This window comes from Streptomyces sp. NPDC038213, from assembly GCF_055600495.1.
Map to the genome: position 1 here is coordinate 84,969 of NZ_JBVJYM010000008.1, position 23,111 is coordinate 108,079.

Genomic DNA, 23,111 nt, shown 5'->3' on the forward strand with positions numbered 1-23,111 from the left:
TCAGGGCCGCCACACCACCCGGTGCTCCGCCAAGTGGGCCAGCACCGAGTGGTTCGCCTCCCAGCCGTCCGGGAACTTCACCGTGACGCCCAGTTGGACCGGGTCCGTGGACGGGTGGGCGTCCAGGAGGTCGGGGATGCCGGCGCGGGCGACGACCACGCACGCGTGGCGGTGGCGCGAGGCCAGGACGCAGAGGCGGCCCGTCTCCAGGTGGAAGGCCGTGGCGTCCGGGCGGCCGGACAGGGGGTGGAGGACCACCGTCAGGTCGTACTCCCGGCCCTGGAGCCGGTTCGCGGTGTCGACCGTGACCCCCTCGACGCCCAGCCCGGCCAGGGCGGCGCGGACCGCGGCCGCCTGGTCCCGGTGCGCCGTGCCCACCGCGATCCGGTCGGCCGTCAGCGCCACCGGGTCCGGGGACTGCTCCGAGACGGCCGCGGCGCCCCGGTCCAGCGCCCGGCGCACGACCTGCGCCACCGCGCGTACGGCCTCCGGGTCCGTGCGCGGCGTGTGCCGGGCCGGCAGCTCCAGCAGGCCCCAGCCCGAGGCGGCGGCCTCGTCGAGGACCCGGTCCGGGCCGGAGCCGTCCGAGACCGTCCCGAAGGACAGCGCGCGGTCGCCGGGGCCGGTGCCGCTGCGGAACGGCGTGTACGGGTAGAAGGCCGCCGAGACCAGCGGGGCGGCGGAGGCCGGCAGCCGCCAGGACACCGGCAGCCGGTGCTGCGGCAGGTCCGGATTGTGCGCGAGCAGCGTGGCGACCGCCGAGGCGGAGGGGTCGTACGAGAGCCCCGCCCACTGCTCGGCGCCGACCACGCTGAACGGGTCCAGCTGCCCCGGGTCGCCCACGAACAGCGCCTTCTCGAAGAGCCCCGCCACGGCCAGCAGCGCGTCCGAGCGCATCTGGTAGGCCTCGTCCACGATCGCGTGCTCCCAGGGCTCCACGCCCTGGACGTGCGCCCACTTCGCCGCCGTGGACACGACCACCGGCAGCTCCGCGAGCTCCCCCGGCTTGGCGGAGAGGGTGACCGAGGGCAGCGTGAGCAGCGCCCTGTCGTACGCGTCGGCGTCGCTGCTGTGCAGCCGGCCCACGCGCAGCTGCGGGTCCTTGTCCGCCAGGCGCAGGACCAGGTCGTCCACCTGGGCGTTGGTCTGCGCGACGATCATCAGCCGGCGTCCGGCAGCGGCGAGCTCGCGGGCCGCGCGGACCACGAGGGTGGACTTCCCGGCCCCGGGCGGGGAGTCGACGACCACGCCGCGGGCCGGGCCGTGCAGCGTGTCGTGCAGGATGCCGTCGGTGGCGCGGGCCGCGGCGGCGGCCGGGTCGAAGGCCGCGGCGGCTCCGGGGGCGGCGGGCCGCCGGTCTGCGGGCGGGTTCACAGGAGGTCCTCGTCGGTCACGGCGTCGGCGGCCTCGGCGGCGGCCTGGTGCGGCGGGCCGCCGTGGGTCCAGGGGGTGTCCTGCGGGTCGGGCAGGCGCGGTCCGCCGCGCGGTTCGTGCTCGAACAGGGTCCAGCAGACCCGGTCGCCCTTCTCCGGCACCGTGCCCGCCTCGGGGTCCCGGCCGCGGCCCATCTTGTCGAGCAGCCGCAGGACCACCGCCCCGCCGGGCTCCAGCCGGACGAACTCCGCGCTCTGGGACCGCCCGTCGAGGGAGCGGTAGACCTTGGCGCGGCCCTCCAGCTGGGGCCGGTCCTCGGTGCGGACGGTGACCAGGGGGCGCGGGCCGGGCCGCTTGGAGTCCGTCCACTCCATCACGGTCTCGGTGACCTCGCCGGCGAAGGCCTCGCCCGCGAGCCGGCGCGCGGCCATGACCAGCGGGTCGTCCAGGGCCTCCTGGGCGTCCAGCCGGGCCTGCTCGGTCTCGCGGCGGCCGAGCTTCTGCGCGGCGGTGACGGCGTCGTCGCGGCGCGGCTGCGGGGGCTCGCCGGCGCGGACGCGGTCGCGGTGTCCGGTGTAGGACCAGCGGTCGCCGGTCCAGCGGGTCTCGGTGTGCCCGCCGGGCGGCAGGGCCCGTACCAGGTCGAGGGCCTGCCACACGGCCCGCCAGGTGGGTTCCAGCTGGGTGCGGACGAGCTCGCGCACGGCGTCCCCGGCCGCGGCCACGGCCCGCGGGTCGGCCGGGCGGTCGGCGCGGGCGGCGTCGTAGCGGGCCATCGCGGGGGCGAGCAGCTTGTTGTCGAAGGCCGGGTCGGTGGCGGGGCCCGCCGGGGGGACGAGGAGCACGCCCCTGGCGTCCCGGGCCAGTTCGGCGCGCAGGGCCTGGTCGGCGCCGGTGCCGCCGAGGGCGGGGTCGGGAGCTATCCAGGCCAGGAGGGAGCCGAGGTGCTGGTCCTCCAGGCTGCTCTGGCCGGTGGCCCAGTGCCGGGCGAGCAGGTCGGTGGCGCTCAGGAGCATCGAGGAGCCGGGGGTGCGGGAGCGCTCGCCGAGGTGGGTGAGCCAGCGGCCGAGGAGCGGGACCCGGGCGGGGGCGGGATAGGGCGCGTCGGGGTCCTGCTCGGCGGTGCGGCGGAAGCGCATGGACCGGCCGAGGAGGCGTACGTACTCGAGTCCGGCGGCGCTGGGCACCACCACCTGCGGGGCGTCCAGGCAGAGTTCGGTGGCGACCTTGGTCCTGCGGCCGGTCTCCGGGTCGGTCTCGGTGCGCTCGGCGGGCTCGGTGGCGTCGGCGTACCCGTCGATGTACGGGAGCATCTCCTCGGCGAGGTCGGCGAGGAAGGCCCAGCGCAGGTCGCGGTCGCGGGGCTGGGGTACGACGAGCAGCCGCGGGGCGTCGCGGTCGGTGCCGACGAGGGCGCCGAGCGGGGCTCCGGCCTCGCCCGCCGTGGTGAGGGGGACGAAGACCAGCGGGTGCCCGCCCAGGTGCCGGTGGCGGACGGTGGCCAGCGGCCGGGCGCGGCCCGCGCGGACCGCTTCGAGCCGGGCGAGGGTGGTCAGGAGGGACACGCGGCCTCCAGGGCCTCGGCGCGCAGCCGGGCGGCGCGGCGCAGTGCCTCGGCGGTGGGGTCCGCCGCCTCGTCGGAGTCCTCGGCGGGGCGGCCGGCCGCGGCGGCGAGGGCGGCCCCGACCGTGTCCAGCGCGCCCAGCTCACCGCGGGCCCCGCGGCCCAGGGTGGCGGCGGAGCCGGCCGCGCGGGAGCGCTCGCGGCAGTGGAAGGCCAGCTCGCAGGCGGCGAGGCAGTCGGGGGCGTAGGCGGCGGAGACGGATTCGACGGCCTCGGTGAGCTCGGCGCGGGGCAGGTCGAGGGCGAAGCTGGTGCCGGCGGGCAGGGCGGCGGCGAGCTCGTCGATCCGGGTGAGCCGGTCGAGCTGGCGGCGGGTGACGGCCCGCTCGCGGCGGACGTCGAGGGCGGCGGCGGTGGGGAGGTTGGAGAAGTCCTTGGGGCAGACGAGCAGGGCCTCGTGTCCGACGCGGGCGCCGGGGACGAGGGCGGCGACCCGCTCCAGGGCGAGGACGTAGACGGCGGCCTGGCGGGCCGCGGCGCCGACCTTGGCGGGGTCCGCGGAGCCGTCGACCATCGGGAAGGACTTGATCTCGACCACGCTCCACCGGCCGTCGGGGTGCACGACGACGGCGTCCGGTTCCAGGTAGGCCGGGGAGCCGGCCACCTCCAGGGCGAGGAGGGGGTGGTCGAGGAGGGTCCAGGTGCCCGAGGTGGTGGCCTCGCGCAGGGCGAGGGCGGTGCGGGCGGCGCGGCCCTCGGGTCCGGCGGCGGCCAGGTCCGGTACGTGCGCGGCGCGGGGCGGCTCGGCGCCGGCCCCGAGCCGGGCGTGCACCAGGCGCAGCAGCTCGGTGCCCCCGTCGTCCTTGACCCGGGCCTCGAAGGAGTTCCCGCGGATCATGGCGAACTGCGACTGTCCGTAGGAGCCGGGGGAGCCGAGGGCCGCGGCGAGGGCGCTCTTGTCGATCCCGGCCCCGTCGAGCAGGGTGCGTCTGCCGCAGCCCGGGTTCGCGGCGAGCGCCGCCAGGGACCGCGCGTCGAGGGGGCGCGGGGGGACGGCGGGGCCGCGCAGCTCAGCGAGCCGCTGCCGGAGTGTCGTCGTCTGCGGGGTTCCGCTGGGCGGGTAGGCGCTCACCCGCGGAAGTCTCCCATCCGCCACTGACAATCGAGGACTTACGGCCGGATTCCGACTGGTCCGCCGGCCCGGTGCGTGCCCCGTCGGCCGGGTGGGCCGGGGTGCCGCGGCCGCGCAGCCGGTCGGCGAACCGCCGGGCGGGCCCGGTGAGCAGGTAGCCGGCCCCCATGACGGCGGCGCCCGCGACGGCGTCGAGGAGGTAGTGGTTGGCGGTGCCGAGGACCACGATGACGGTGACGACGGGGTAGGCGGCGCCGGCGAGGCGCAGCAGCGGCCCGCGGCCGTGGCGCCAGAGCAGGATGCCGCACCACAGGGCCCAGCCGACGTGGAGGCTGGGCATGGCGGCGTACTGGTTGGTGAAGGAGCCCAGGCCGCGCGGGGCGCTGGCCTCGGCCCCCCACCAGCCGTAGGAGCTGTACTGGGCCATCGTGTCGGTGAAGCCGTGGACGGAGTCGAGCAGCCGGGGCGGGCAGGTCGGCATCAGGGTGAAGCCGACCAGGCCGAGGAGGGTGGAGAGCATCAGCCAGGTCCGGGCCGCGAGGTAGGCGGCGGGGCGGCGCAGGGCGATCCAGACCAGGACGGCGGGGGTGACGAGGTAGTGCAGGGAGGCGTAGACGAAGTCGGCGGGTATGCCGATCCAGGGCTCGGCGGTGAAGAGCCGGTTGAGGGGGTGCTCGGCGTTCAGGTAGAGGAGCTTCTCGTAGTGCAGGATCGCCAGCCCGTTGTCGACGGCGGTCGACACGTCGCCCCGGGCGAGCAGCCGTCCCCCTGAGTAGGCGGCGTACACGAGGGCGAGGAGGAGGAGTTCGGCCCACCAGCGCGGGCGGTGTACACGGCGATCAGACATACGGCGTAAGACGTCGGAAGGGCCCGCGGGGTTGCCCGGAGGGCCGCCTCCCGTTCATGTGCGCGATGATGGCCGGATCGCACCCTTGCGCCCCTGCACCTCGGACCAGGAGAGAACCCATGGCACCCCGCATCCTGCTGGCCCGTCACGGACAGACCGAGTGGTCGCTGTCGGGGAAGCACACGGGCCGGACCGACATCCCCCTCCTGGAGGAGGGCCGGCGCGGGGCGAAGCTGCTGGGCGAGCGCCTGGCGGGCGCGCCGTGGGACGGCCTGCCCGGCATCGAGGTGCGCACCAGCCCGCTGGTGCGGGCCAGCGAGAGCTGCGAGCTCGCGGGCTTCGGGGTCCGCGCCGAGCCGTGGGACGCGCTGGTGGAGTGGGACTACGGGGACTACGAGGGCATGACGCCGGCCGAGATCCACGCGGTGCAGCCGGGCTGGATGATCTGGCGCAACGGCGCCCCGGGCGGTGAGTCGGTCGCGGAGGTCTCGGCGCGCGCGGACGAGGTCGTGGCCTGGGCCCGCTCGGCGGAGCGCGACGTCCTGGTCTTCGCGCACGGGCACGTCCTGCGGACCCTGGCCGCACGCTGGCTGGGCTTCGACGCCTCCTTCGGCGCGCGCATCCGCCTCGACCCGACCTCGCTGTCGGTGCTGGGCTGGGCGTACGGGGACCCGGCCGTCGAGCGCTGGAACGACACGGGCCACCTGGAGGGCTGAGCCCCCGGCCCGCCCGCGCGGCGCTGCGGCGGGCTCCGGACGGCGCTCCGGGCGGCGGTCTTGCGCGGGGCTGGACAATGGGAGGCGGGCCCCCCGGAAGGGGCCGGCGGGCGCGGTGTTCGGATGCCGCGCCGCCGGTGCGTCCGCATGCCGTCGTGCCCGCACGCGGTGTGCGGGACCGTGGCAGCACGTACGCGCAGGCCCGCGCACGCGACGAACCAGCCGGAGGAACACGCATGGCAGAGCCCGAGCGGACCGAGCGCAGGATGCGCCCCGCCCCGCTGCTCTTCGAGCCCTCGGAGGCCGTGGCGGACCCGGAGCACTTCTTCGACCTGGAGTCCATCGAGGACCCCGGGGAGCTGCTGGCCCGCGCGACCGAACTGGCCCTGGCCTTCCGGGCGGCGCAGGACCGGGCGGTGGAGTTCCAGGCCGTGGCCGCGGCGCAGCTGGCCGATCCGCGGCGGTTCGACCGGCTGCCGGCCTCGGCGATCGCGGAGCGGGCCGACTGGACCGAGGACTACGCGCACCGGATGATCGAGTTCGGGCGCGGCCTGCTGAGCGGGGAGTCCGAGGCCACGGCCTGAGGCCTCCGCACCCCGGGCCGGGTGAACCGCCGAACACCCGACCGGGGGCGCCACTGGCATATGCGGCGCGGAAGATACCCCACGGCAACTCCCCCTGTCCCGGTTTCCCGCAACTCTCGGGATCCGGATGAACACGCCGGGTAAATCTAGGGCGCATGAGCTCTTGGCTGCGAGACGAGACGCGCAACAGGCCCGCCGGCGGGCGTACCGCCGCTCTGGACGGCGACGGCGCCGGCCTGTTCGGGCTGCTGGAGGCGGAGGGGCTCGGCCGGTACGCGGCCGCCCGGGTGTCCCCGCACGGCGCCGCGTGGCTCGCCTCCGCCTCCCCCTACCCCCGCAGCACCCTGTCCCTCTGGGAGGCGCGCCCCACCGCGCCCGCGGTGCTGCCCTGCGGTTCGGCCTTCGACGTCGTGAACGTGCCCGCGGTGTTCGGGCGGCGGATGCTGGACAGGCTCTGGGAGGAAGGGCCGGGCTCGGGCCCGGTCGCCGTGCACCGCGGGCGGATGCTGCTGTTCGCCGCGCCGGGCACGGCGCACCGGCTGCCCGCACTGCTCGACTGGGAGGAGTGGGGCTCGGCCATCCCGGCCCTGCTGTGCCACGGACGGGGGGACGCGGTGGCCGTACCGGCCCTCTCCCCGGCCCCCGGGGACCGGCCGCAGGCGCCCTCGCGCTGGCTCGTGGCCCCGGACAGCCGGCAGCCGTGGCTGCCCGGCCCCGAGGTCTTCCTGTGGGCCTGCGTCCGGGCCGCGCGCACCGCCTCATCTGCGGAGGTGCGCGTATCGATTTTTCCTCCGGCCGGTCAGGATGCTAATGTCTACGACGTCAGCAGGCGCCGCTAGCTCAGTTGGTTAGAGCAGCTGACTCTTAATCAGCGGGTCCGGGGTTCGAGTCCCTGGCGGCGCACAGACGGAAGAAGCCCCCCACAGCAATGCGGGGGGCTTCTTCGTGTTCCCGTACCGCTCCGCTACGTGGTGATCTTCACGGTCCAGTTCCCCGACGGGGTCCGGTCCAGGACCTCGACGCGGACCTGCTCCCCCGGCACCCGGAAGCTCTCCCCGACCTCCAGGGGGGCGTCCGCCAGCTCCGGGTAGACCGAGCTGTCCCAGCAGGCGGCGGTGTCCGGGTGGGTGTCCAGCACCTCGACGGGGCCGCCGCCCGACGCGGCCCCGTTGCGCACGCGGTAGACGAGCACGCCCTCGGTGCAGGTGCCCGCGTCGTTCCCGTCCGACCCCCGGGCCTCGACCGCGATCACGCTGTCCTCGCCGGTGCGGACCACCGCGAGCCGGGTGCCGCCGCGGCCGCCGGGCAGCGCGGGGGCGCCGAGGGACTGGAGGGTGTGCAGGGAGGTGCCGCCCTGGACGCAGTCCACCTGGTCGGCGTCCAGCCAGCCCAGCTTCCACTTGTGCCAGGCGAAGAGGTCCGGGGCCATCCCGAACTGGCTGCCCATGACGTCCCAGTCCCCGACGTACGTGTCCCAGTCCCCCTTGCCGTCCGCGGGGCGGTGGTAGAGGTCCGGCAGGTCGAAGACGTGGCCGGTCTCGTGGGCGAGCACGTTGCGGTCCGGGGGGTGGTCCTCGAAGACGGTGACGATCCGGCGCAGGTCGGAGCCGTCCGCCCGGATGGGCCGCTCGAAGTTGACCACCTTCGTGGCGTCGGAGTCCACGCCGGGGGCGTCGGGGTCGGCGACGAAGTACACGACGTCGTAGCGGCTGAAGTCCACCGTGCGGTCGGCGGTGGCCACCGCGTCGCGCAGGTAGGAGGCCCGGTCCGCCGGGGCCCAGTCGCGCTTTATGCCGTAGGCGGTGGAGGGCTTGGGCATCGCGATCCACTCCCGGCCGGTGTCCGGCACCAGCCGGAACCTCCCGTACGAGGCCTGCTCGAAGAAGCGGCTGGTCGCGGGGAAGTAGTCCGCGGCCAGCTCCTGCGGAGTCCAGTGGGGGGCCGCGTCGGGAAAGGACAGGAAGACCATCACGGCGTTGAGGGTGCGCACCGGCTTGGGGTAGGCCGGGTTCCAGGTGTCCAGGCCGAGCGAGTGGTGGGCCGAGGTCCGGGTCAGGGCGCAGGGCGCGGACCCGGTGGCGGCCACGGCGGGGCCGGCCACGAGGGCGGCGGCGGCCAGGGCGGAGAGCGAGGTGACGGCCGCGGCGGCGCTGCGCATGCGGGAGCGCTGCACTCCCGCGGACGGGGGCTGTGGCGGCACGTGGACCTCCGGTGGGGGTACGGGACATCCCACCCACCTTGTGCCGATAGGTTCTCTATTGTCCTGTTCCGGTGCCCCACACGAGTGAGCCGCCCTCCGGCCCGCTGACCCCCTGAAAGTTCACAGAGCGTCACATCCGGTCAGCGGTCGGCGCCGTCCGCTCAAGCCCTTGCAAAGCCGCACAGAGGTGCACAGGAACGGTCGCCCGCGGGCCCCCGGCGGGCACGGGCCCCGGCGGTGTGGCTGGATAGCGGCTCCCGGCAGCCTCTATGATCGGCACACTTTCCTGCGCGGACACCGGGAGCGAGCGGTGAGCGGAACCTCGGAAGGACCCGGTCCGGCGGCGGGCGGCAGCCGCCAGGCAACCACGGAGCGTCATCACCCCCTCAGGTCCGCCGCCGAACCGCGCGACTACCGGGCCGCCTTCGACGCGGCCCACCTCGCGATGGCCGTGGCCGACCGCGACGGGCTCGTGGTCTTCGCCAACGGGGCCCTGGCCCAGCTGCTCGGCGCCGAGCCGCACTCCCTGGTCGGGCAGCCGGCCGCCGACCTCGTGGACCTCGCCGCCGAGGACCGCACCTGGCAGGCGTACCTCGAAGTGCTGCGCGGCCGGCAGGCCAGGCTGCGCTGCACCCGCCGGCTCAAGCACCCCGACGGGCACTCCCTGTGGACCGAGGTCACCGTCGGCCCGGTCCCCGGCACCCGGGACGTCCTGCTCTCCGTCGCCGACATCAGCGACCGGCGCGACCTCCAGGCCCGGCTGCGGCACCTGCAGATGCACGACCCGGTCACCCGGCTGCCCAACCGCGCCCTGTTCTTCGAGCGGCTCGCCGGCGCCCTGGAGACCTCCTCGTACGAGCACGGGGGCACCGGCCGGATCGGCCTGTGCTACCTCGACCTCGACGGGTTCAAGGCCGTCAACGACACCCTCGGGCACCGGGTCGGCGACCGGCTGCTGACCGCCGTGGCCGCCCGGCTCACGCACTGCGCCCAGGACTCCGGGCACAGCGGACACCAGCGCGTCGGCGGGCACCTCGTGGCCCGGCTCGGCGGGGACGAGTTCGCCCTGCTCGTCGAGGACTCCACCGGCACCGAGCAGCTCGCGGAGCTGGCCCGGTCCGTCCTGGCCGCCGTACAGGAGCCCTTCGACCTCGTCGGGCAGCGGCTGTCCGTCTCCGCCTCCATCGGGGTGGTGGAGCGGGCCGTGGACGGGGCCTCCCCCACCGGGCTGATGCAGATGGCCGATACGACCCTCTACTGGGCGAAGGCCGACGGCAAGGCCCGCTGGACCCTCTTCGACCCCGAGCGCAACGCCCACCGGATGACCCGGCAGGCCCTGTCCTCCACCCTGCGCCCGGCCGTGGAGCGCGAGGAGTTCACCCTGGAGTACCAGCCGCTCGTGGACCTGGCGAGCGGGGCGGTGCGGGGGGTGGAGGCCCTCGTGCGCTGGAACCACCCGCAGTTCGGCACCCTGGCGCCGAATCGGTTCATCGGAATTGCGGAAGAGGACGGCTCCATCGTCCAGCTCGGGCAGTGGGTGCTGCGCACCGCCTGCCGGCAGGCCCGCAGCTGGCAGCTGGCGCACCCCGGCGAGCCCCCGGTCTTCATGAGCGTCAACGTGGCCGTGCGCCAGGTCTGGGACTCCGACCTGGTCGGCGACGTGGCCGCGATCCTCGCCGAGACCGGGCTCGACCCGCAGCTGCTCCAGCTGGAGCTGACCGAATCGGCGGTCATGGGCTCGGCGGGCCGCCCGCTCCAGGCCCTCCAGGAGCTCAGCGACATGGGCGTGCGCATCGCCATCGACGACTTCGGCACCGGCTACTCCAACCTGGCCTACCTCAGCCGGCTGCCGGTCTCCGCCCTCAAGCTCGACGGGTCCTTCGTCCAGGGCTTCCGCTACGAGGAGGGCACCCACCCCAACCCCGCCGACGAGACCATCGTCGAGGCCCTGGTCCAGCTCGCCCACCGGCTCGGGCTGACCGTCACCGCCGAGTGCGTGGAGACCGCCGGGCAGGCGGCCCGGCTGCGCCGCGTGGGCTGCGACACCGGGCAGGGCTGGCTGTACTCGCGGGCGGTGTCGCCCGAGCGGATCGCGGAGATGATCGCGGGCCGGGTGCGCACCCACCCGGCCGCGGCCCCGCAGTCCGGCTGAGACCCGCAGTCCGTCCGGGCCGACGGGCCGCCCGCCCGGACGGGCCGCAGACGCGAACGGGCCCGCCCCGCACCCCCGGTCGAGGGGTGCGGGGCGGGCCGTGGCTCGGCGCCAGGTGGGGGGATCAGCAGGCGCCGAGGTCCTGCCAGACGCCCCACTCACCGGTGGTGCCGGGCTCCTCGTTCTGCGTCCACCACTTGGCCTTCCACTTCTTGCCCTTGTGGGAGACCTCGGTTCCGCCGGTGTAGACGGAGCCGGCGACGTACGCGGCCGCGGTGCAGCCCGTGGCGGGCGGCGTGGTCGGCGGGGTCGTCGGAGGAGTGGTGGGCGGGGTCGTCGGAGGCGTGGTCGGCGGCGTGGTCGGCACGGTGCTGCCGCCCATGGCGTCCGAGATCTGGTTCAGCAGCGTGGCGTTGTTGTCCAGGCCGAGCAGCGAGTACATCATCGCCCCGCCCAGTCCGCGCTGCTTGGCGTAGTCCACCCGGGCCTGGATGGAGCGCTGGTTGAGGCCGGTGAAGAACTCGCCGTCCTTGTAGAAGTACGAGGACTTCGACGCGTCGTCCCAGAAGGTGGTCGCGGGGTTGTCGACGATGCCGCCGAGCTCCTTGTAGTGCGCGATGCCGGCCTGCTGGCTCAGTGGCCGGGCCGCGGAGCCGCCGGTGGCGGACTGGGCGAGGCCGCTGTTGGCCCCGGCCGGGACGCCCTTCCAGCCGCGGTAGTAGAACTCGTACCCGAGGGTCAGCTTGCCTGCGGGGAAGCCGCCCGCGATGCCGTAGGCCGGGTTGCCGTCGATCCAGGAGTCGATGGCCGCGTCGATGCTGTACTTCTCGCTGCCCGGCGCGATGGGGTCGGTCGGGTCGTTCGGGGAGGGGTGCAGCGGGGACTGGTGGTACGTCGGCCCGTCGCCGTCCCAGGCGCCGTGCATGTCGTACGTCATGATGTTCGCGTAGTCGAGGTACGCGCCGATCTTGTCCGTCTCGATGTACTTGATCTTGTCCTGGCCGGCCGGCATGGCCGCGGTCAGCATGTACTTCTTGCCGCCGTTGGCCGCGCCGTACGCGTCGAGCTGCTCGCGGAACTCCTTGAGCAGCAGGGTGAAGTTGGCCTTGTCCTCGGGGCCGTAGTGGTTGCCCAGGTGGCCGCCGGACGAGCCCGGGTACTCCCAGTCGATGTCGATGCCGTCGAAGATGCCGGCCGCGGTGCCGGGGCCGCCGAAGCCGCCCTCGACGGGCAGGTTGCCCTTGAGGTACTGGTCGATGCAGGAGGAGACGAGCTTCTTGCGGCTCGCGTCCGTCTTCGCCGCGTCGTGGAAGTACTTCGAGTACGTCCAGCCGCCCAGCGAGATGTTGATCTTGAGGTGGGGGTACTTCGCCTTCAGCTCCTTGAACTGGTTGAAGACGCCCACGATCGGCTGGTCCCACTTGTCGGCGACGCCGTCCACGGAGTCGGCCGCGCTGAAGGACTTCTGGTAGTCGGCGTACGAGTCGCCCGCACCGTCACCCGCGTTGGGGTTGTTGTCGTCACCCGCGGCCTTGTTGGCCATGAAACAGGTGAGGTTGGTGGGGTGGATGTTGCCGAACGAGTAGTTGATGACGTCCAGCTTGCTCGCTATACCCCGCGTGTCCAGGTGCTTGGGGTAGAAGGCGTTGCCGTACACGCTCCACTGGTCGTAGTACGCGATCTTCACGCCCCCGGGGCTGACGGTCCCCGTCGAGGCGGATCCGGCCGCGGAGGCCGTGGTGATTCCCGCGAAACCTGCCAGCGCTCCGGCGGCGAGTGCGGCGGTGGTGATGGCCGCGAGCAGTGGTTTACGGATGTGCATGAACTGCCTCCGGAGTCGGGAGGGGCGGGGAGGTGCACGTGCTGGGAGAAGTGATAGCCGTCACCCGGAGGCGGAGTCAATGGTTCAGTCCAAAGCAGGACTAGACCAGTTGGGAAGAGAAAGGCCACGTCAGCGAGGGGGCAATAGACCGGCCCCACTCCGCCACCCCTCGTGACAAGCCATTTAAGGATCTCTTCAGGTAGCCGCGCGCAAGGTTTCGGCAACAAACCAGCCAAACGCCGTTCGCACCCCGTTGACCCTCAGGAAGGGCCTCCGCCGCGGCGCGTACGCATCTGCGACGGGACGGGCCGGCGGCCCCGGCGGCACCGGGTGCCGCGAATATGCGCAACAGCCTCTCCCCGTACGCCTCCTGCTGGCTATCGTGGTAGGGCAAGCGGACAAACCTGCCAGGGGGGAAACCGTGGCGCTGAAGCCCGAGCCGACCGCGCCGTTCCATTCGGTGCAGTACGCCCTGCGCGTGCTCGAAGCCGTCTCCCGGCACGCCGGGGGCGTGTCCGAGGCCCAGATCTCCCGGGAGACCGGGCTGCCGGCCGCCCACCTCTCCGGGATGCTGCTGACGCTCCGCCGCGAGGGGTACGTCGTCCAGGTCTCCGACGGCGTGTACGCGGTCGGGGACTCGCTGGTCCTGCTCGGCTCGGGCACCGACCGGCAGCAGGCCCTCCAGCACAAGCTGCAGGCGGCCCTCGACCAGCTCCGCGACACCGTCGGCGCCGCCGTGTACCTGAGCCGCTACCTCGACGGCGAGGTCCGGATCACCCAGGTCGCCGACGGCCCGCGCACCCCCAAGGTCCACGAGTGGGTCGACTTCCGCTCGGCGGCGCACGCGAGCGCGGTCGGCAAGTGCCTGCTCACCCAGCTCGACCAGAACGGCCGCCGCGACCACCTGTCCCGCCACCGGATCGCCCGGCTGACCTCGCGGACGATCACCAGCGAGAAGGTGCTGTTCTCCCGGCTGGACGCCCAGCCCGCCACGGTGCCCACCCTCGACCTCCAGGAGTACGCCGTGGGGACGGTCTGCGCGGCCGTGCCGATCACGGCCGGGTCCGCGGTCGGCTGCCTGGCCCTGTCCCTGCCCGTGGAGCACGCGCACCGGCTGCGCGCCGCCGCGGAGACCCTGAACCGCAAGGCGGCTCCGGTTCTGCTCTCGCTCGCCCTGTGACCGGTCCGGCCGCCCGGTGCGGGCCGGTGGCCGCCGGACGGCCCGCGGACGGCGGCCGGGCGGCACCCCGGCGGCGGGTGGTCGCGAGCACCCCCGCGGACCAGGTAGTATTTTCTCTGTCAGCAGGCGCCGCTAGCTCAGTTGGTTAGAGCAGCTGACTCTTAATCAGCGGGTCCGGGGTTCGAGTCCCTGGCGGCGCACCTGGTCTTCGGGCGGGTTCCGGTTCACACCGGGCCCGCCCGAAGTGTTTTCAGGGCCCGAGCAGCCCGGCCCGGCCCCGGTCGGCGTACTCGGCGAGCAGGCCGCCCAGGTCCCCGGGGCCCAGCGGGCGGTAGCCGGGGGCGCCCGGCGGGCGCCACCAGACCGGGTCGGAGCAGCGGAAGCCCTCGCGGCGCAGGGCCACCCGGTGGACCTTGTTCGTGGCGGTGACCGGCATCGAGGGGACGATCCGCAGGTAGCGGGGGGTCATCTTGGTGCCGAGGTCGGGCTGCCCGGCCAGGAAGCCGGCGAAGGCCTCGGGGTCGAAGGAGACCCCTTCCGCCAGGGCGATGGCGGCCATGACCTGGTCCCCGGCGACCTGGTCGGGTACGGCGTACACGGCGACGGCCGCGGCCTGCGGCCAGCGGGCGAGGATGCCCTCGATCATGGCGGCGGCCAGGTTCTCGCTGTCCACGCGCAGCCGGTCGTCGGTGCGGCCCGCGAAGTAGAGGAAGCCCTCCTCGTCGCGGAAGAAGAGGTCCCCGGTCCAGTACCAGCCGGCGCGCAGCCGGGCGGCTTCCGCCTCAGGGTTGCGCCAGTAGCCCTCGAAGGGGCTGCGGCCCCGGTTGACCAGCTCCCCGATGGCCCCGGCCACCCCGGTCAGCTCCCCACCGGGTCCGCGGCGGGCCCGGGGCCGCTCGGCGCGGGTCTCGGGGTCCACGACGGCGAGGTCGTCCCCGGGGGCGGCCCGGCCGATGGCCCCCGGCGGGGTGCCGGGGCTGCGCTGGATGGCGGCACCGCCCTCGGAGGACCCGTACCCCTCGGTGAGGCGGACCCCGAAGCGGGCGGCGAAGCGCTCGGCGTCGACGGCGCCCGCCTCGGTGCCGAAGCCGGTGCGCAGGGTGTGCTCGCGGTCGTCGGGGCGGGGCGGGGTGGCCAGGAGGTACTGGACGGCGCGGCCTACGTAGGTGAAGTAGGTGGCGCCGAAGCGGCGTACGTCGTCCAGGAAGGCGGAGGCGGAGAAGCGGGGGCTCAGGGCGACCGCGGCTCCGGCGCTCAGGGCCGGGGCCCAGTTCCCGATGACGGCGTTGCCGTGGAACATCGGCATGCAGACGTAGTGGACGTCCTCGGGGGTGACCGAGAACTGCCGGGCCAGGGCGGCCCCGGCGCGGGCGAGGCGGCCCTGGGTGCACAGGGCCGCCTTGGGGGCTCCGGTGGAGCCGGAGGTGAAGTAGAGCAGCATCCGGTCGGCGGGGCGGGGTCCGCCGGGGCGGAGCACCGCCTCGCCGGGGGCTGCTGCGGCGTAGGGCTCGAGGAGGTCGGCGTACTCCTCGGTGCCGGTGACCAGGATGCGGACGCCGGGCAGGTCGAGGCCCCGCAGGAGCGGGAGGCGGGCCGGTTCGGTGACCAGGATCCGGCAGTCGGTGTGCAGGAGGTCGCGGGCGAGTTCGGGTCCGCGGCGGGTGGGGTTGATCCCGGCCACGGCGGCCCCGGCGAGGGCCGCCGCGCCGAGCCAGAGCGGGAACTCCGGGGTGTTGTCGAGCAGCACCCCGACGTGCGGTTCGGCCCCGCGGGGCAGCAGGTCGACCAGGAGGGCGGCGCGGGCCGCGGCCTCCCGGGCCGCCCGGTGGTGGCTGAGGGAGCCGGTGCGGTCCCTCAGACCGGGGCGGTGGTCGCCCCACTGCCGGTGTACGAGCTCCGCCACGGTCTCCGGTGCGCCAAGTCCCATGGCGCCGCACCATAACTGACGCAGCGTCAGAACTTAACGCCCGGAGCCGGGTCGGATCCGCCGGGGGCCGGTCGGGTCAGAAGGTGACGTCCGAGCAGGCGTAGAAGGCCATCGGGGTGTCGTTGACCGTCCAGACCGACAGGATCATGTGGCGGCCGGACTTGCCCGCGGGCATGGTGCCGCGGTGGATGGTGGTCATGGCCGGGCGGGCGCCGTTGTAGGGCACGACGAGGAAGGGCTGCGGGTCGAGGGCGGCCCGGGTGAGCGGCTTGGTGGGGTCCCAGCCGTTCTTGGTGATGTAGTAGCGGAAGTCGGTGGCCGAGTGGTTGGCCGTGAACTGCCAGCGGAAGTCGTAGCCCTGGCCGGCGCTGACCCGGCTGGCGGGCCAGGAGCCGCCGCGGGGGTCGTCGAGCTCGGCGAACTGGCTGTTGCCGCCGGCGCATATCCTGCCGTCGGCCGGACCGGCGGCCGGGAAGCCCTTGAAGCCCTCGACGCTCTGGGGCTCCCACTGGATGGCGCCGCAGTTGGCCACGGTCTTGTTCTGACAGAGCTTCTGGCGGCTGATCGGCAGGTCGGTGTAGCCGTGGCTCTGGGCCGTGGGGGCCAGCATCAGGGTGCCGGCGGCGGCGAGGCCGAGGCCGAGTGCGGCGGCGCCGGCGCGGCGGCCCGGGGACAGGGATGCGAGAGGGTTGCGCATGATGCTCCTCTTACGTGGGGGGACGTGCGTGGGGACGGCGCGTGGGGCGGGTCCGGGGTGGTGCACGGGTGGCGCATGAGGGGGGAGGTGCTGCGGGGAGGTCCGGACGGGCGCCCACACGCCCCGCTTTAGGTCTAGACCAAGTCTCAGATTATTGACGCGGGTTGGCCATGTCCAGACCAATGCGGAAACGGCCGGTCCCGTGCGGGATCCGGCCGTTCGCGCACTACTCCCTTTGCAGGTACGGGTGTTGCTACTCCTGGCGCCCGGTGTAGAAGGCGACCGTGAGGTCCTTGACCAGGGCCTTGCGCTCGTAGTCGTCCAGCTCGACCAGGCCCCGCGAGGTCAGCCGGGCCACCGTGTCGTCCACCGCGTCCACCACCGAACTGAGCACGCTGTCACGGTGCTTGGCGTCGATCGCCGCCACCCGGCGGCGCTGCATGGCGGCGGCGACCTGGGGGGCGTACTCGATCCGGGTCGGCTGCGCGGAGAACACCTCGATACCGACGGCCGCGGTGTCCGCCGCGAGCATCCGGGTCAGCGCCCCGCCCACCGCCTCAGCGTCCCGCAGGGTGGGCGCGTCCTCCTGGAAGGCGTCGGCGGGCAGCTGGGACAGCACCCGGGCCGTGGCCGACTCGACCTGCTCGGCGAGGTAGCGGGTGTGGTCCTCGACGGCGAGCGCGGCCCGCGCCGTGTCCCCGACCTGCCAGACGACCTGGACCACCACCCGCAGGTCGAGCCCGGCCGCGTCCACCGCGTGCATCGGCTCGCTGCGCCAGTGCCGCAGGCGTACGTCGACCCGGCGGCGCAGCAGGAGCGGGCTGACCCACACCAGGCCGGTGCGGCGGACGGTGCCGCGGTAGCGGCCGAACAGGGTCAGCACCCAGGCGTGGCCGGCGCGGCCCCGGCCGAGCCCGCCGAACGCGAGCAGGACGAACACGCCGAGGGCCGCGAGGGCGGCGAGGGCGGGGCCGTGGGGCATCCCGGCTCCGTCGTACCGGCTCGGCTCCAGACCGGCCGGGCGGAGCAGCCAGGCGGGCAGCGTCCCGGCCCGCCACAGCACCGCCGCGGCCCCGGCCAGCCCGAGCGCCCCGGCGGCCACACCGGCCCAGCCGGGCAGCACCGGGCCGCTGCGCTCGCGCAGGCGGGGGTCGGCGGGGGGTGCGGTGCGCACGGGCGGGGACGGGGGTGCCGGGCGGCGGGGCGCCGGGGCGGGCGCGGGGGTCCGGGCGGGCACCGGCACCGACCCTGCCGGCACCCCGGTCCCGTCCCGGAACAGCAGGTGGACGGGGATCTCGGTGGCCCCGGAGTTCCGCACGACGCGCCGGCCGGCCCCGGGCCCCGGCACACCGCCCCGCACCGGCCGCGCCCCGCACACCACGGGCACGACGACCGCCGGCAGGTCCTGCGTATCGTCCTCGGCCAGGCGGGCGGCGGCGGGGAGGGGGGGTTGGGGGGCGGGGTCGGGTTCGGACCGGGTCGTAGGTCCGGGCGCGGGGTCGGGCCGGGTCGCGAGTCCGGGCTCGGCCACGGGGTCCGGCCGGGTCGTGGGTCCGGGTTCGGCCACGGGCTCGGTCTTGGCCGCGAGACCGGGGGCCGAAGTGTCTTCGGGGGCGGAGCCGGTGCCGTGCTCGGATCCGGGGCGGGCCGCGGCCGGAGCGGACTGGTTCGGGTGCCGGTCGCCCTCGGTGGACGTACGGCCTGCGGGGACGGTGACGGCGGCCTCCGCCGGGGGTACGGGGGCGGGAACGCCGTACGGGGTCCCGTAGGGGTCGCTGTCCGGTCCGGTCCCGGCGGCTGTCGGCTGCCGCCCGGGATGCGCCTGCCCGTGTCCCTCCTCGGCGTGGCCGGTCCCGACGGAGACGGGCTCGGGCCGGCGGGCCGGGAGCTCGGTGGCCGGTGGTTCCTGCTCGGCGCGCGCGGGCGCGGCGTACCCGGGCTCGGCGTGTGCGGGCTCGGCGTACCCCGGCTCGGCGTGTGCGGGCTCGGCGTGTGCGGGCTCGGCGTACCCCGGCTCGGCGTGCGCGGGCTCGGCGTGTGCAGGCGCGGCGTGCGCGGGCGCGATGTGCACGGGCGCGGGCTCGTGCCGCTCGGGGGCGGGATCCGCTGCGCGGGGCATGTCCCCCACCCCGCCCCTTCCCGAAACCGGGGCTCCGCCCCGGACCCCGTTTCCGTGCGCTGCGCGCACGGTGCGCTCAAACTCCCCCCGACTTCGTCCGGGGGGACCCCCTGCGCGGGCTGGATTTTGCTGCGCAAAATCATCAGCCCAGCCGGCGGCATCAGCCACTTCCAGCCCCGCCAGGGGGTCCCCCCGGACGAAGTCGGGGGGAGTTTGAGGCGCGGGGTCTGGGGCGGAGCCCCAGGAACGGGAAGGGGCGGGGTGGGGAAGGGCCCCGCGCAGCGGATCCCGGTCCGCGCCCGGAGCGGGCTCCGGGTTGCGCGCGGGGTCGGCACCCGCGCCCGGGGCCGGGGCCGGCCTCGGGGCAGGGCCCGCGCCCAGGACAGGGGCCAGGGTCGCACCCAGGGCAGAGGCCGAAGTCGGGGCCGGGGCCGCGGCCAGGGCAGGGACCGGAGCCGGGGCCGGGGCCGCGGCCAGGGCGGAGGTCGGGGCCGGCGCCGAGGCCGCGGTCGGGGCCGGGGTCGCGGCCAGGGCAGGGACCGGAGTCGGGGCCGCGGCCGGGGTCAGGGCCGGGGTCAGGGTCGCGGGCTGCGGCAGGGGGTGCATCGTGCCCGTGGTGGACGTGGTGCGCGTGGGGTACATGCTTGCCTCCGTCATGCGAAGAGCCGTCGCCAGGTTTCCGGGCCGGGGTAGCCGTCCGCCTCCGCGCCGCGCCAGCCCTGCGCGCGCTGGAAGGCCTCTACGCTGCGCCGGTCCGCCTCGCTCCAGCGCTGGCCCGGGCCCGAGGTGTAGTGCTTGCCGAAGCCCCGCTTCACGAGCTGCCGCCCGAGTACCTCGACCGCCGGGTGCGAGCGGCCCGGGCGGAAGGCCTTCGCCCCCGGGTAGGCGGGGGGCTTCAGGGGCCGTGTGCCCTGGGCAGGGGCGGGTGCGGAGGGGGCGGTGCCCGGTTTCGGGGCGGGTTTGGGGGTGGGGTTGGGTTTGGGGGCCGTCGCGGGCGGGATGTCACGGCCCGCGTCCAGGACCAGCAGCCGCCAGGTCTCCCGGCCCGGCAGGCCGTCGGCGTCGCGGCCCGTCCAGCCCTGGGCCCGCTGGAAGGCCTGCACGGCCCGCCGGTCGGACTCGCCCCAGCGGGGCCCCGGACCGTCGGCGTAGAAGCGGCCGCCGCCGCGCTCCACCAGCATCCTGCCGAGGCGGGTCACGTGGGCGTTGTTCGCGCCGGGCCCGAAGGACCCCGCGCCCGGGTAGGCGGCGGGGGCGGGGGCCGGAGGAGCGGGAGCGGGGGCGGGAGGGGCGGGGGCCGGGGCCGGGTTGCCCGCGACCGGGCCCGTCCCGGGCTGCGGCTCGGGCTGCGGCTGGGGCTGCGGCTCGGGGCGCGGCTCCGCTTCCGGGTCCTCCAGGGCTCCGCCGGTGACGCCGTTGTACCGGTACGGGACGTACTTCGCGGCGTTGTTCCAGTACCCGTACGGGGTCGCCTGGCGCCGGGTGTGCGGGCGGGTCTGCTCGTACGCCGTGTAGTACGTGCGCGTGTGGTCCGTCCAGCCGCCGAAGACCGTGACGTGCGAGCCCGAGTTCGGATCGGCGGGGTTGTGGAAGAGCAGCATGTCGCCCGGCTGGAGCTCGTCCTTCGTGATCCGGGTGGCGAACCGGTCCAGGCTGCCCGTCCATTCGTTGGAACCCAGGTCCCAGACCATGGAGACGTAGCCCGAGCAGTCCTGCCGGTACCCGTCGGTCCAGTACAGCGACATGCTGTACGGCACCTTGGCGTCCAGCCACAGCTTGGCCCTGTTGATGATCGAGGCCCGGTCGGTGCGCCGCGCGACGGCCTCCGGGGCCGCGGCCGGGGCCACGGCGGTCACCGTCCCGGCGGCCGCGCCCGGCCCGTGGAGCGCGCCGGGCCGGCCCTGCGGGCTGCCCGGCTGGAGCGCCCCGGCCGGGGGGCCGGGCAGCGGTGCGGGCCCACCCGGCACGGGTCCGGCCGGGCCGGGGGCCGCGGGGTCGGCGGCCGCGGCGCCGCCTCCGCCGAGCACCACTCCGGCGGCCGTCACCAGGACGAGTGCCGTGCGCGGTCCGTGCCCGGCCGGGTGCCCGGCGCGGCGGAGGTCGCGGCGCTGGCGCACGCAGCCCGGGCAGGCGCAGTCGCCCGCGGGGGCGTAGTCCTGGAACAGCGGTGTCGGCATCGCCGTCGGCACGGCCGGGGGCTGGGGATGCGTCATGCGGTGGGTCCACTCCCCTGAGAGCTCGTCAGATGCGTTGCGGGCACCACACATACTGCACGGAGATCGGGAGAATATGGGTTAATCGGACAACCCGGGCGCGCCCCGCGCACGAGCACCCCTGGAGGTGGGGTAGAGTTTTCCCTGTCACCAAGCGCCGCTAGCTCAGTTGGTTAGAGCAGCTGACTCTTAATCAGCGGGTCCGGGGTTCGAGTCCCTGGCGGCGCACAGACGGAAGAAGCCCCCCACAGCAATGCGGGGGGCTTCTTCGTGTGCGCAGACAGCGCAGAGCAGCGGGGCGGGCAGCACCGGCGTCAGTTCCGGACGCCGGTCAGGTAGGCGGAGACGACCACGTTCGCCGAGTACTCCCGGGCCTTCTTGTCGTACGCGCCCCCGCAGGTGATCAGCCGCAGCTCGGCCCGCCCGGGGACCCGCGGCCCGTACACCTCGGCCGGGTCGAAGCCCTCCCGGTCGTGCACGGCCACCCGCTCCACCGTGAACTCGGCGGTCTTCCCGTCCGCCCGCAGCACCCGTACGGAGTCCCCGCGTTTGGCCGAGCTCAGCCCGTAGAACACCGCGGGCTTCGACCGGGTGTCCACGTGTCCGACCAGCAGGGCCGGGCCCGCCTCCCCCGGTCCGGCCCCGGCCGCGTACCAGCCCGCCGCCTCGGGGCGGGCGTACGGCGGCGGGTCGACCGCGCCGTCGCGGTCCAGGCCCCGGGGCACCACCGGGGCCCGGATGCCCAGGGAGGGCACGTCCACCCGCAGGGGCGGGGCGGGCCCGGCCACCGGCGGATGGGCCGCGGGCAGGCCCGCGGTGAACAGGGCCCCGGCCGCACCGCCCGGGGCGGCCGGGAGGTCGGATATCTCCCGGCCCCACAGCCACAGACCCGTGAGCAGTACCGCCCAGGCCGCCCCGGTCAGCATCCGGCCGCTGACCGCCGGCCGCGGCTCAGCCGCCATACCGGCCCGCGCCCGTCACTGGCCGCTGCGGCGGCGGCGCAGCCGCATCGCCCGGCCGGCCACGGCGAGGGTGGCCGCGCAGGCCAGGACCGCGCCGATCACCGTATGGGGCAGGCCCGGGCCGCCGCCGTCCTCCTTCTTCCCGGCGGCGAGCTCGGCGGACATGCCCCCGCCGCCCGCGTGCACCGGCCAGACCGGGGACGGGTGGTGGGTGGGCCGGTGGGTCGGATCGTGGTGCACGATCTGGATGCTGCCGGTGGCCTTGTCGTCCTGGCCGTCGCAGGTGACGCGGATCGTGTGCCAGCCCGGCTGCGCCTTGGAGCTGATCATGGCCTCGCCGTACAGCGGGTTGCCGCGGCCGTCGCGCCCGGTCAGATGGGCGTCGGCGACGAACACGCTGGACTTGGCGGCGCCCGTGGTGCCGTCGCAGCCGTTCACGCGCAGCTCGATCTGCGCCCCCGGCGAGGCGGTCGCCGGGGTGGCCCAGACCGTGCCGCGGTTCTCCTCCCCCGCCGGGGCCGCTGCCGCGGGCAGGGAGCCGAAGCCTGCGAGGACGAGGGCTGACGTGGCCAGCAGGGAGCCTCCGGCGGCGGCGCCGCGGAGAGCGAGCAGATGGGTACGCATCGTGAAACCTCCTGTTACGGAGGTTCACGCGCGGCGCGCCGCAGCGCATCCCGGCGGGCGGCCGACTGGCCCGTACGGGTGCGGGCCGTACGTCGGATGCCCGCCCGCGGCCGGCCGGCCGGCGGGTCCGGATGCCCGCCCCGGCCGGGCCGTACGTCAGATGCGCTCGACGAGGTCCGCGATCGAGTCGACGGTCTTGGACGGGCGGTACGGGAACTTGTCCACGTCCGCGACGGTGGTCAGGCCGGTGAGCACGAGGAAGGTCTGCATGCCCGCCTCCAGTCCGGCGAGCACGTCGGTGTCCATCCGGTCGCCGATCATGGCGCTGGTCTCGGAGTGGGCGCCGATGGCGTTCAGGCCGGTCCGCATCATCAGGGGGTTCGGCTTCCCGGCGAAGTACGGCTTCTTGCCCGTGGCCTTGGTGATGAGGGCGGCGACCGCGCCGGTGGCCGGGAGCGGGCCCTCGGTGCTGGGGCCGGTCTCGTCGGGGTTGGTGCAGATGAACCGCGCGCCGGCGTTGATCAGCCGGACGGCCTTGGTCATGGCCTCGAAGCTGTAGGTCCGGGTCTCGCCCAGGACCACGTAGTCCGGGTCGTGGTCGGTGAGGATGTAGCCGATGTCGTGCAGGGCCGTGGTCAGTCCGGCCTCGCCGATCACGTACGCCGTGCCGCCCGGGCGCTGGTCGTCGAGGAACTTGGCGGTGGCGAGGGCCGAGGTCCAGATGTTCTCGACGGGCACGTCGAGGCCCATGCGCTGGAGCCGCGCCTGGAGGTCGCGCGGGGTGTAGATGGAGTTGTTGGTCAGGACCAGGAAGGGCTTGCCCGACTCCCGCAGCCGCTTGATGAAGAGGTCGGCGCCGGGGATCGGGGTGCCCTCGTGGATGAGGACCCCGTCCATGTCGGTGAGCCAGGATTCGATCGGCTTGCGCTCTCCCACGGGACTGTTCTCCGCTCTGCGTGGCTCTGACCTTGGCAGGGGCCTCCAGGGCCTCTGGTCCAT

General features: G+C 75.0%; 18 protein-coding genes and 3 tRNA genes. 8 read left to right on the forward strand and 13 right to left on the reverse strand.

The window, feature by feature from the left end; all coding sequences use genetic code 11:
* The 4 genes from ACZ7JZ_RS14820 to ACZ7JZ_RS14835 are packed head-to-tail and all read right to left on the reverse strand — an operon-like array spanning position 1 to position 4,916.
* A complete protein-coding gene (locus ACZ7JZ_RS14820) occupies positions 1 to 1,374 on the reverse strand; it encodes an AAA domain-containing protein (protein WP_470938310.1) in 1,374 nt (457 codons plus the stop codon).
* A complete protein-coding gene (locus ACZ7JZ_RS14825) occupies positions 1,371 to 2,939 on the reverse strand; it encodes a hypothetical protein (RefSeq protein ID WP_470938313.1) in 1,569 nt (522 codons plus the stop codon). The genes ACZ7JZ_RS14820 and ACZ7JZ_RS14825 overlap by 4 nt, the downstream gene beginning before the upstream one ends.
* Positions 2,927 to 4,093 carry a hypothetical protein gene (locus ACZ7JZ_RS14830; protein WP_470938316.1) on the reverse strand — a complete coding sequence of 389 codons (1,167 nt, stop codon included), beginning with the start codon at positions 4,091 to 4,093 and terminating at the stop codon, positions 2,927 to 2,929. Before ACZ7JZ_RS14830 ends, ACZ7JZ_RS14825 begins: the two co-directional genes overlap by 13 nt.
* Entirely contained in the window at positions 4,008 to 4,916 is a 909-nt protein-coding gene (locus ACZ7JZ_RS14835) for a phosphatase PAP2 family protein (protein ID WP_470938319.1), read from the reverse strand. Before ACZ7JZ_RS14835 ends, ACZ7JZ_RS14830 begins: the two co-directional genes overlap by 86 nt.
* Before the next feature lie 119 nt (positions 4,917 to 5,035).
* On the opposite strand from ACZ7JZ_RS14835, the gene ACZ7JZ_RS14840 reads away from it, so the two are divergent.
* From ACZ7JZ_RS14840 to ACZ7JZ_RS14855, 4 genes are all read left to right on the forward strand, one after another.
* Complete coding sequence (locus ACZ7JZ_RS14840; RefSeq protein WP_470938322.1) at positions 5,036 to 5,632, forward strand: histidine phosphatase family protein; 597 nt, start codon at positions 5,036 to 5,038, stop codon at positions 5,630 to 5,632.
* A gap of 236 nt (positions 5,633 to 5,868) precedes the next feature.
* Positions 5,869 to 6,216: a hypothetical protein gene (locus tag ACZ7JZ_RS14845; protein ID WP_470938325.1), complete on the forward strand. Its 348-nt coding sequence runs from the start codon at positions 5,869 to 5,871 to the stop codon at positions 6,214 to 6,216.
* A gap of 155 nt (positions 6,217 to 6,371) precedes the next feature.
* Entirely contained in the window at positions 6,372 to 7,055 is a 684-nt protein-coding gene (locus tag ACZ7JZ_RS14850; protein WP_470938328.1) for a bifunctional DNA primase/polymerase, read from the forward strand.
* Positions 7,046 to 7,119 (forward strand) — tRNA-Lys (locus ACZ7JZ_RS14855). The genes ACZ7JZ_RS14850 and ACZ7JZ_RS14855 overlap by 10 nt, the downstream gene beginning before the upstream one ends.
* A gap of 61 nt (positions 7,120 to 7,180) precedes the next feature.
* Here ACZ7JZ_RS14855 and ACZ7JZ_RS14860 read toward each other — a convergent pair.
* A complete protein-coding gene (locus tag ACZ7JZ_RS14860; RefSeq protein WP_470938331.1) occupies positions 7,181 to 8,374 on the reverse strand; it encodes a M6 family metalloprotease domain-containing protein in 1,194 nt (397 codons plus the stop codon).
* Positions 8,375 to 8,726: 352 nt separating this feature from the next.
* Here ACZ7JZ_RS14860 and ACZ7JZ_RS14865 point away from each other — a divergent pair, with 352 nt between their 5' ends.
* Positions 8,727 to 10,568, forward strand: coding sequence for a putative bifunctional diguanylate cyclase/phosphodiesterase (locus ACZ7JZ_RS14865; protein WP_470938333.1), 1,842 nt, complete (start codon positions 8,727 to 8,729; stop codon positions 10,566 to 10,568).
* A gap of 124 nt (positions 10,569 to 10,692) precedes the next feature.
* On the opposite strand, the gene ACZ7JZ_RS14870 is transcribed toward ACZ7JZ_RS14865, so the two are convergent.
* A complete protein-coding gene (locus ACZ7JZ_RS14870) occupies positions 10,693 to 12,390 on the reverse strand; it encodes a glycosyl hydrolase family 18 protein (RefSeq protein ID WP_470938336.1) in 1,698 nt (565 codons plus the stop codon).
* Between the two features lie 421 nt (positions 12,391 to 12,811).
* Between ACZ7JZ_RS14870 and ACZ7JZ_RS14875 the strand changes: the two genes are divergently transcribed.
* Positions 12,812 to 13,570 carry an IclR family transcriptional regulator gene (locus ACZ7JZ_RS14875; protein ID WP_470938339.1) on the forward strand — a complete coding sequence of 253 codons (759 nt, stop codon included), beginning with the start codon at positions 12,812 to 12,814 and terminating at the stop codon, positions 13,568 to 13,570.
* A gap of 126 nt (positions 13,571 to 13,696) precedes the next feature.
* A tRNA-Lys gene (locus tag ACZ7JZ_RS14880) sits at positions 13,697 to 13,770 on the forward strand.
* Positions 13,771 to 13,820: 50 nt separating this feature from the next.
* Here the strand turns inward: ACZ7JZ_RS14880 and ACZ7JZ_RS14885 are convergent.
* From ACZ7JZ_RS14885 to ACZ7JZ_RS14900, 4 genes are all read right to left on the reverse strand, one after another.
* Positions 13,821 to 15,497: an AMP-binding protein gene (locus tag ACZ7JZ_RS14885; protein ID WP_470938341.1), complete on the reverse strand. Its 1,677-nt coding sequence runs from the start codon at positions 15,495 to 15,497 to the stop codon at positions 13,821 to 13,823.
* A gap of 76 nt (positions 15,498 to 15,573) precedes the next feature.
* Complete coding sequence (locus ACZ7JZ_RS14890; RefSeq protein ID WP_470938344.1) at positions 15,574 to 16,194, reverse strand: lytic polysaccharide monooxygenase auxiliary activity family 9 protein; 621 nt, start codon at positions 16,192 to 16,194, stop codon at positions 15,574 to 15,576.
* A 253-nt stretch (positions 16,195 to 16,447) separates the two neighbouring features.
* Positions 16,448 to 18,313, reverse strand: coding sequence for an SPFH domain-containing protein (locus tag ACZ7JZ_RS14895; protein ID WP_470938347.1), 1,866 nt, complete (start codon positions 18,311 to 18,313; stop codon positions 16,448 to 16,450).
* Between the two features lie 653 nt (positions 18,314 to 18,966).
* Complete coding sequence (locus tag ACZ7JZ_RS14900) at positions 18,967 to 20,490, reverse strand: peptidoglycan-binding protein (RefSeq protein ID WP_470938674.1); 1,524 nt, start codon at positions 20,488 to 20,490, stop codon at positions 18,967 to 18,969.
* A gap of 190 nt (positions 20,491 to 20,680) precedes the next feature.
* Between ACZ7JZ_RS14900 and ACZ7JZ_RS14905 the strand changes: the two genes are divergently transcribed.
* A tRNA-Lys gene (locus ACZ7JZ_RS14905) sits at positions 20,681 to 20,754 on the forward strand.
* Between the two features lie 86 nt (positions 20,755 to 20,840).
* Here ACZ7JZ_RS14905 and ACZ7JZ_RS14910 read toward each other — a convergent pair.
* The 3 genes from ACZ7JZ_RS14910 to ACZ7JZ_RS14920 all read right to left on the reverse strand — a co-directional run bounded on the left by ACZ7JZ_RS14910 (position 20,841) and on the right by ACZ7JZ_RS14920 (position 23,048).
* Positions 20,841 to 21,488, reverse strand: a complete 648-nt coding sequence (locus ACZ7JZ_RS14910; protein ID WP_470938350.1) for a class F sortase — start codon at positions 21,486 to 21,488, stop codon at positions 20,841 to 20,843.
* Between the two features lie 15 nt (positions 21,489 to 21,503).
* Positions 21,504 to 22,112 carry a hypothetical protein gene (locus tag ACZ7JZ_RS14915; protein ID WP_470938353.1) on the reverse strand — a complete coding sequence of 203 codons (609 nt, stop codon included), beginning with the start codon at positions 22,110 to 22,112 and terminating at the stop codon, positions 21,504 to 21,506.
* Positions 22,113 to 22,268: 156 nt separating this feature from the next.
* Positions 22,269 to 23,048 (reverse strand): HAD-IIA family hydrolase, encoded by a 780-nt coding sequence (locus ACZ7JZ_RS14920; protein ID WP_470938356.1) that lies wholly within the window; start codon positions 23,046 to 23,048, stop codon positions 22,269 to 22,271.
* Positions 23,049 to 23,111 lie beyond the last annotated feature (63 nt).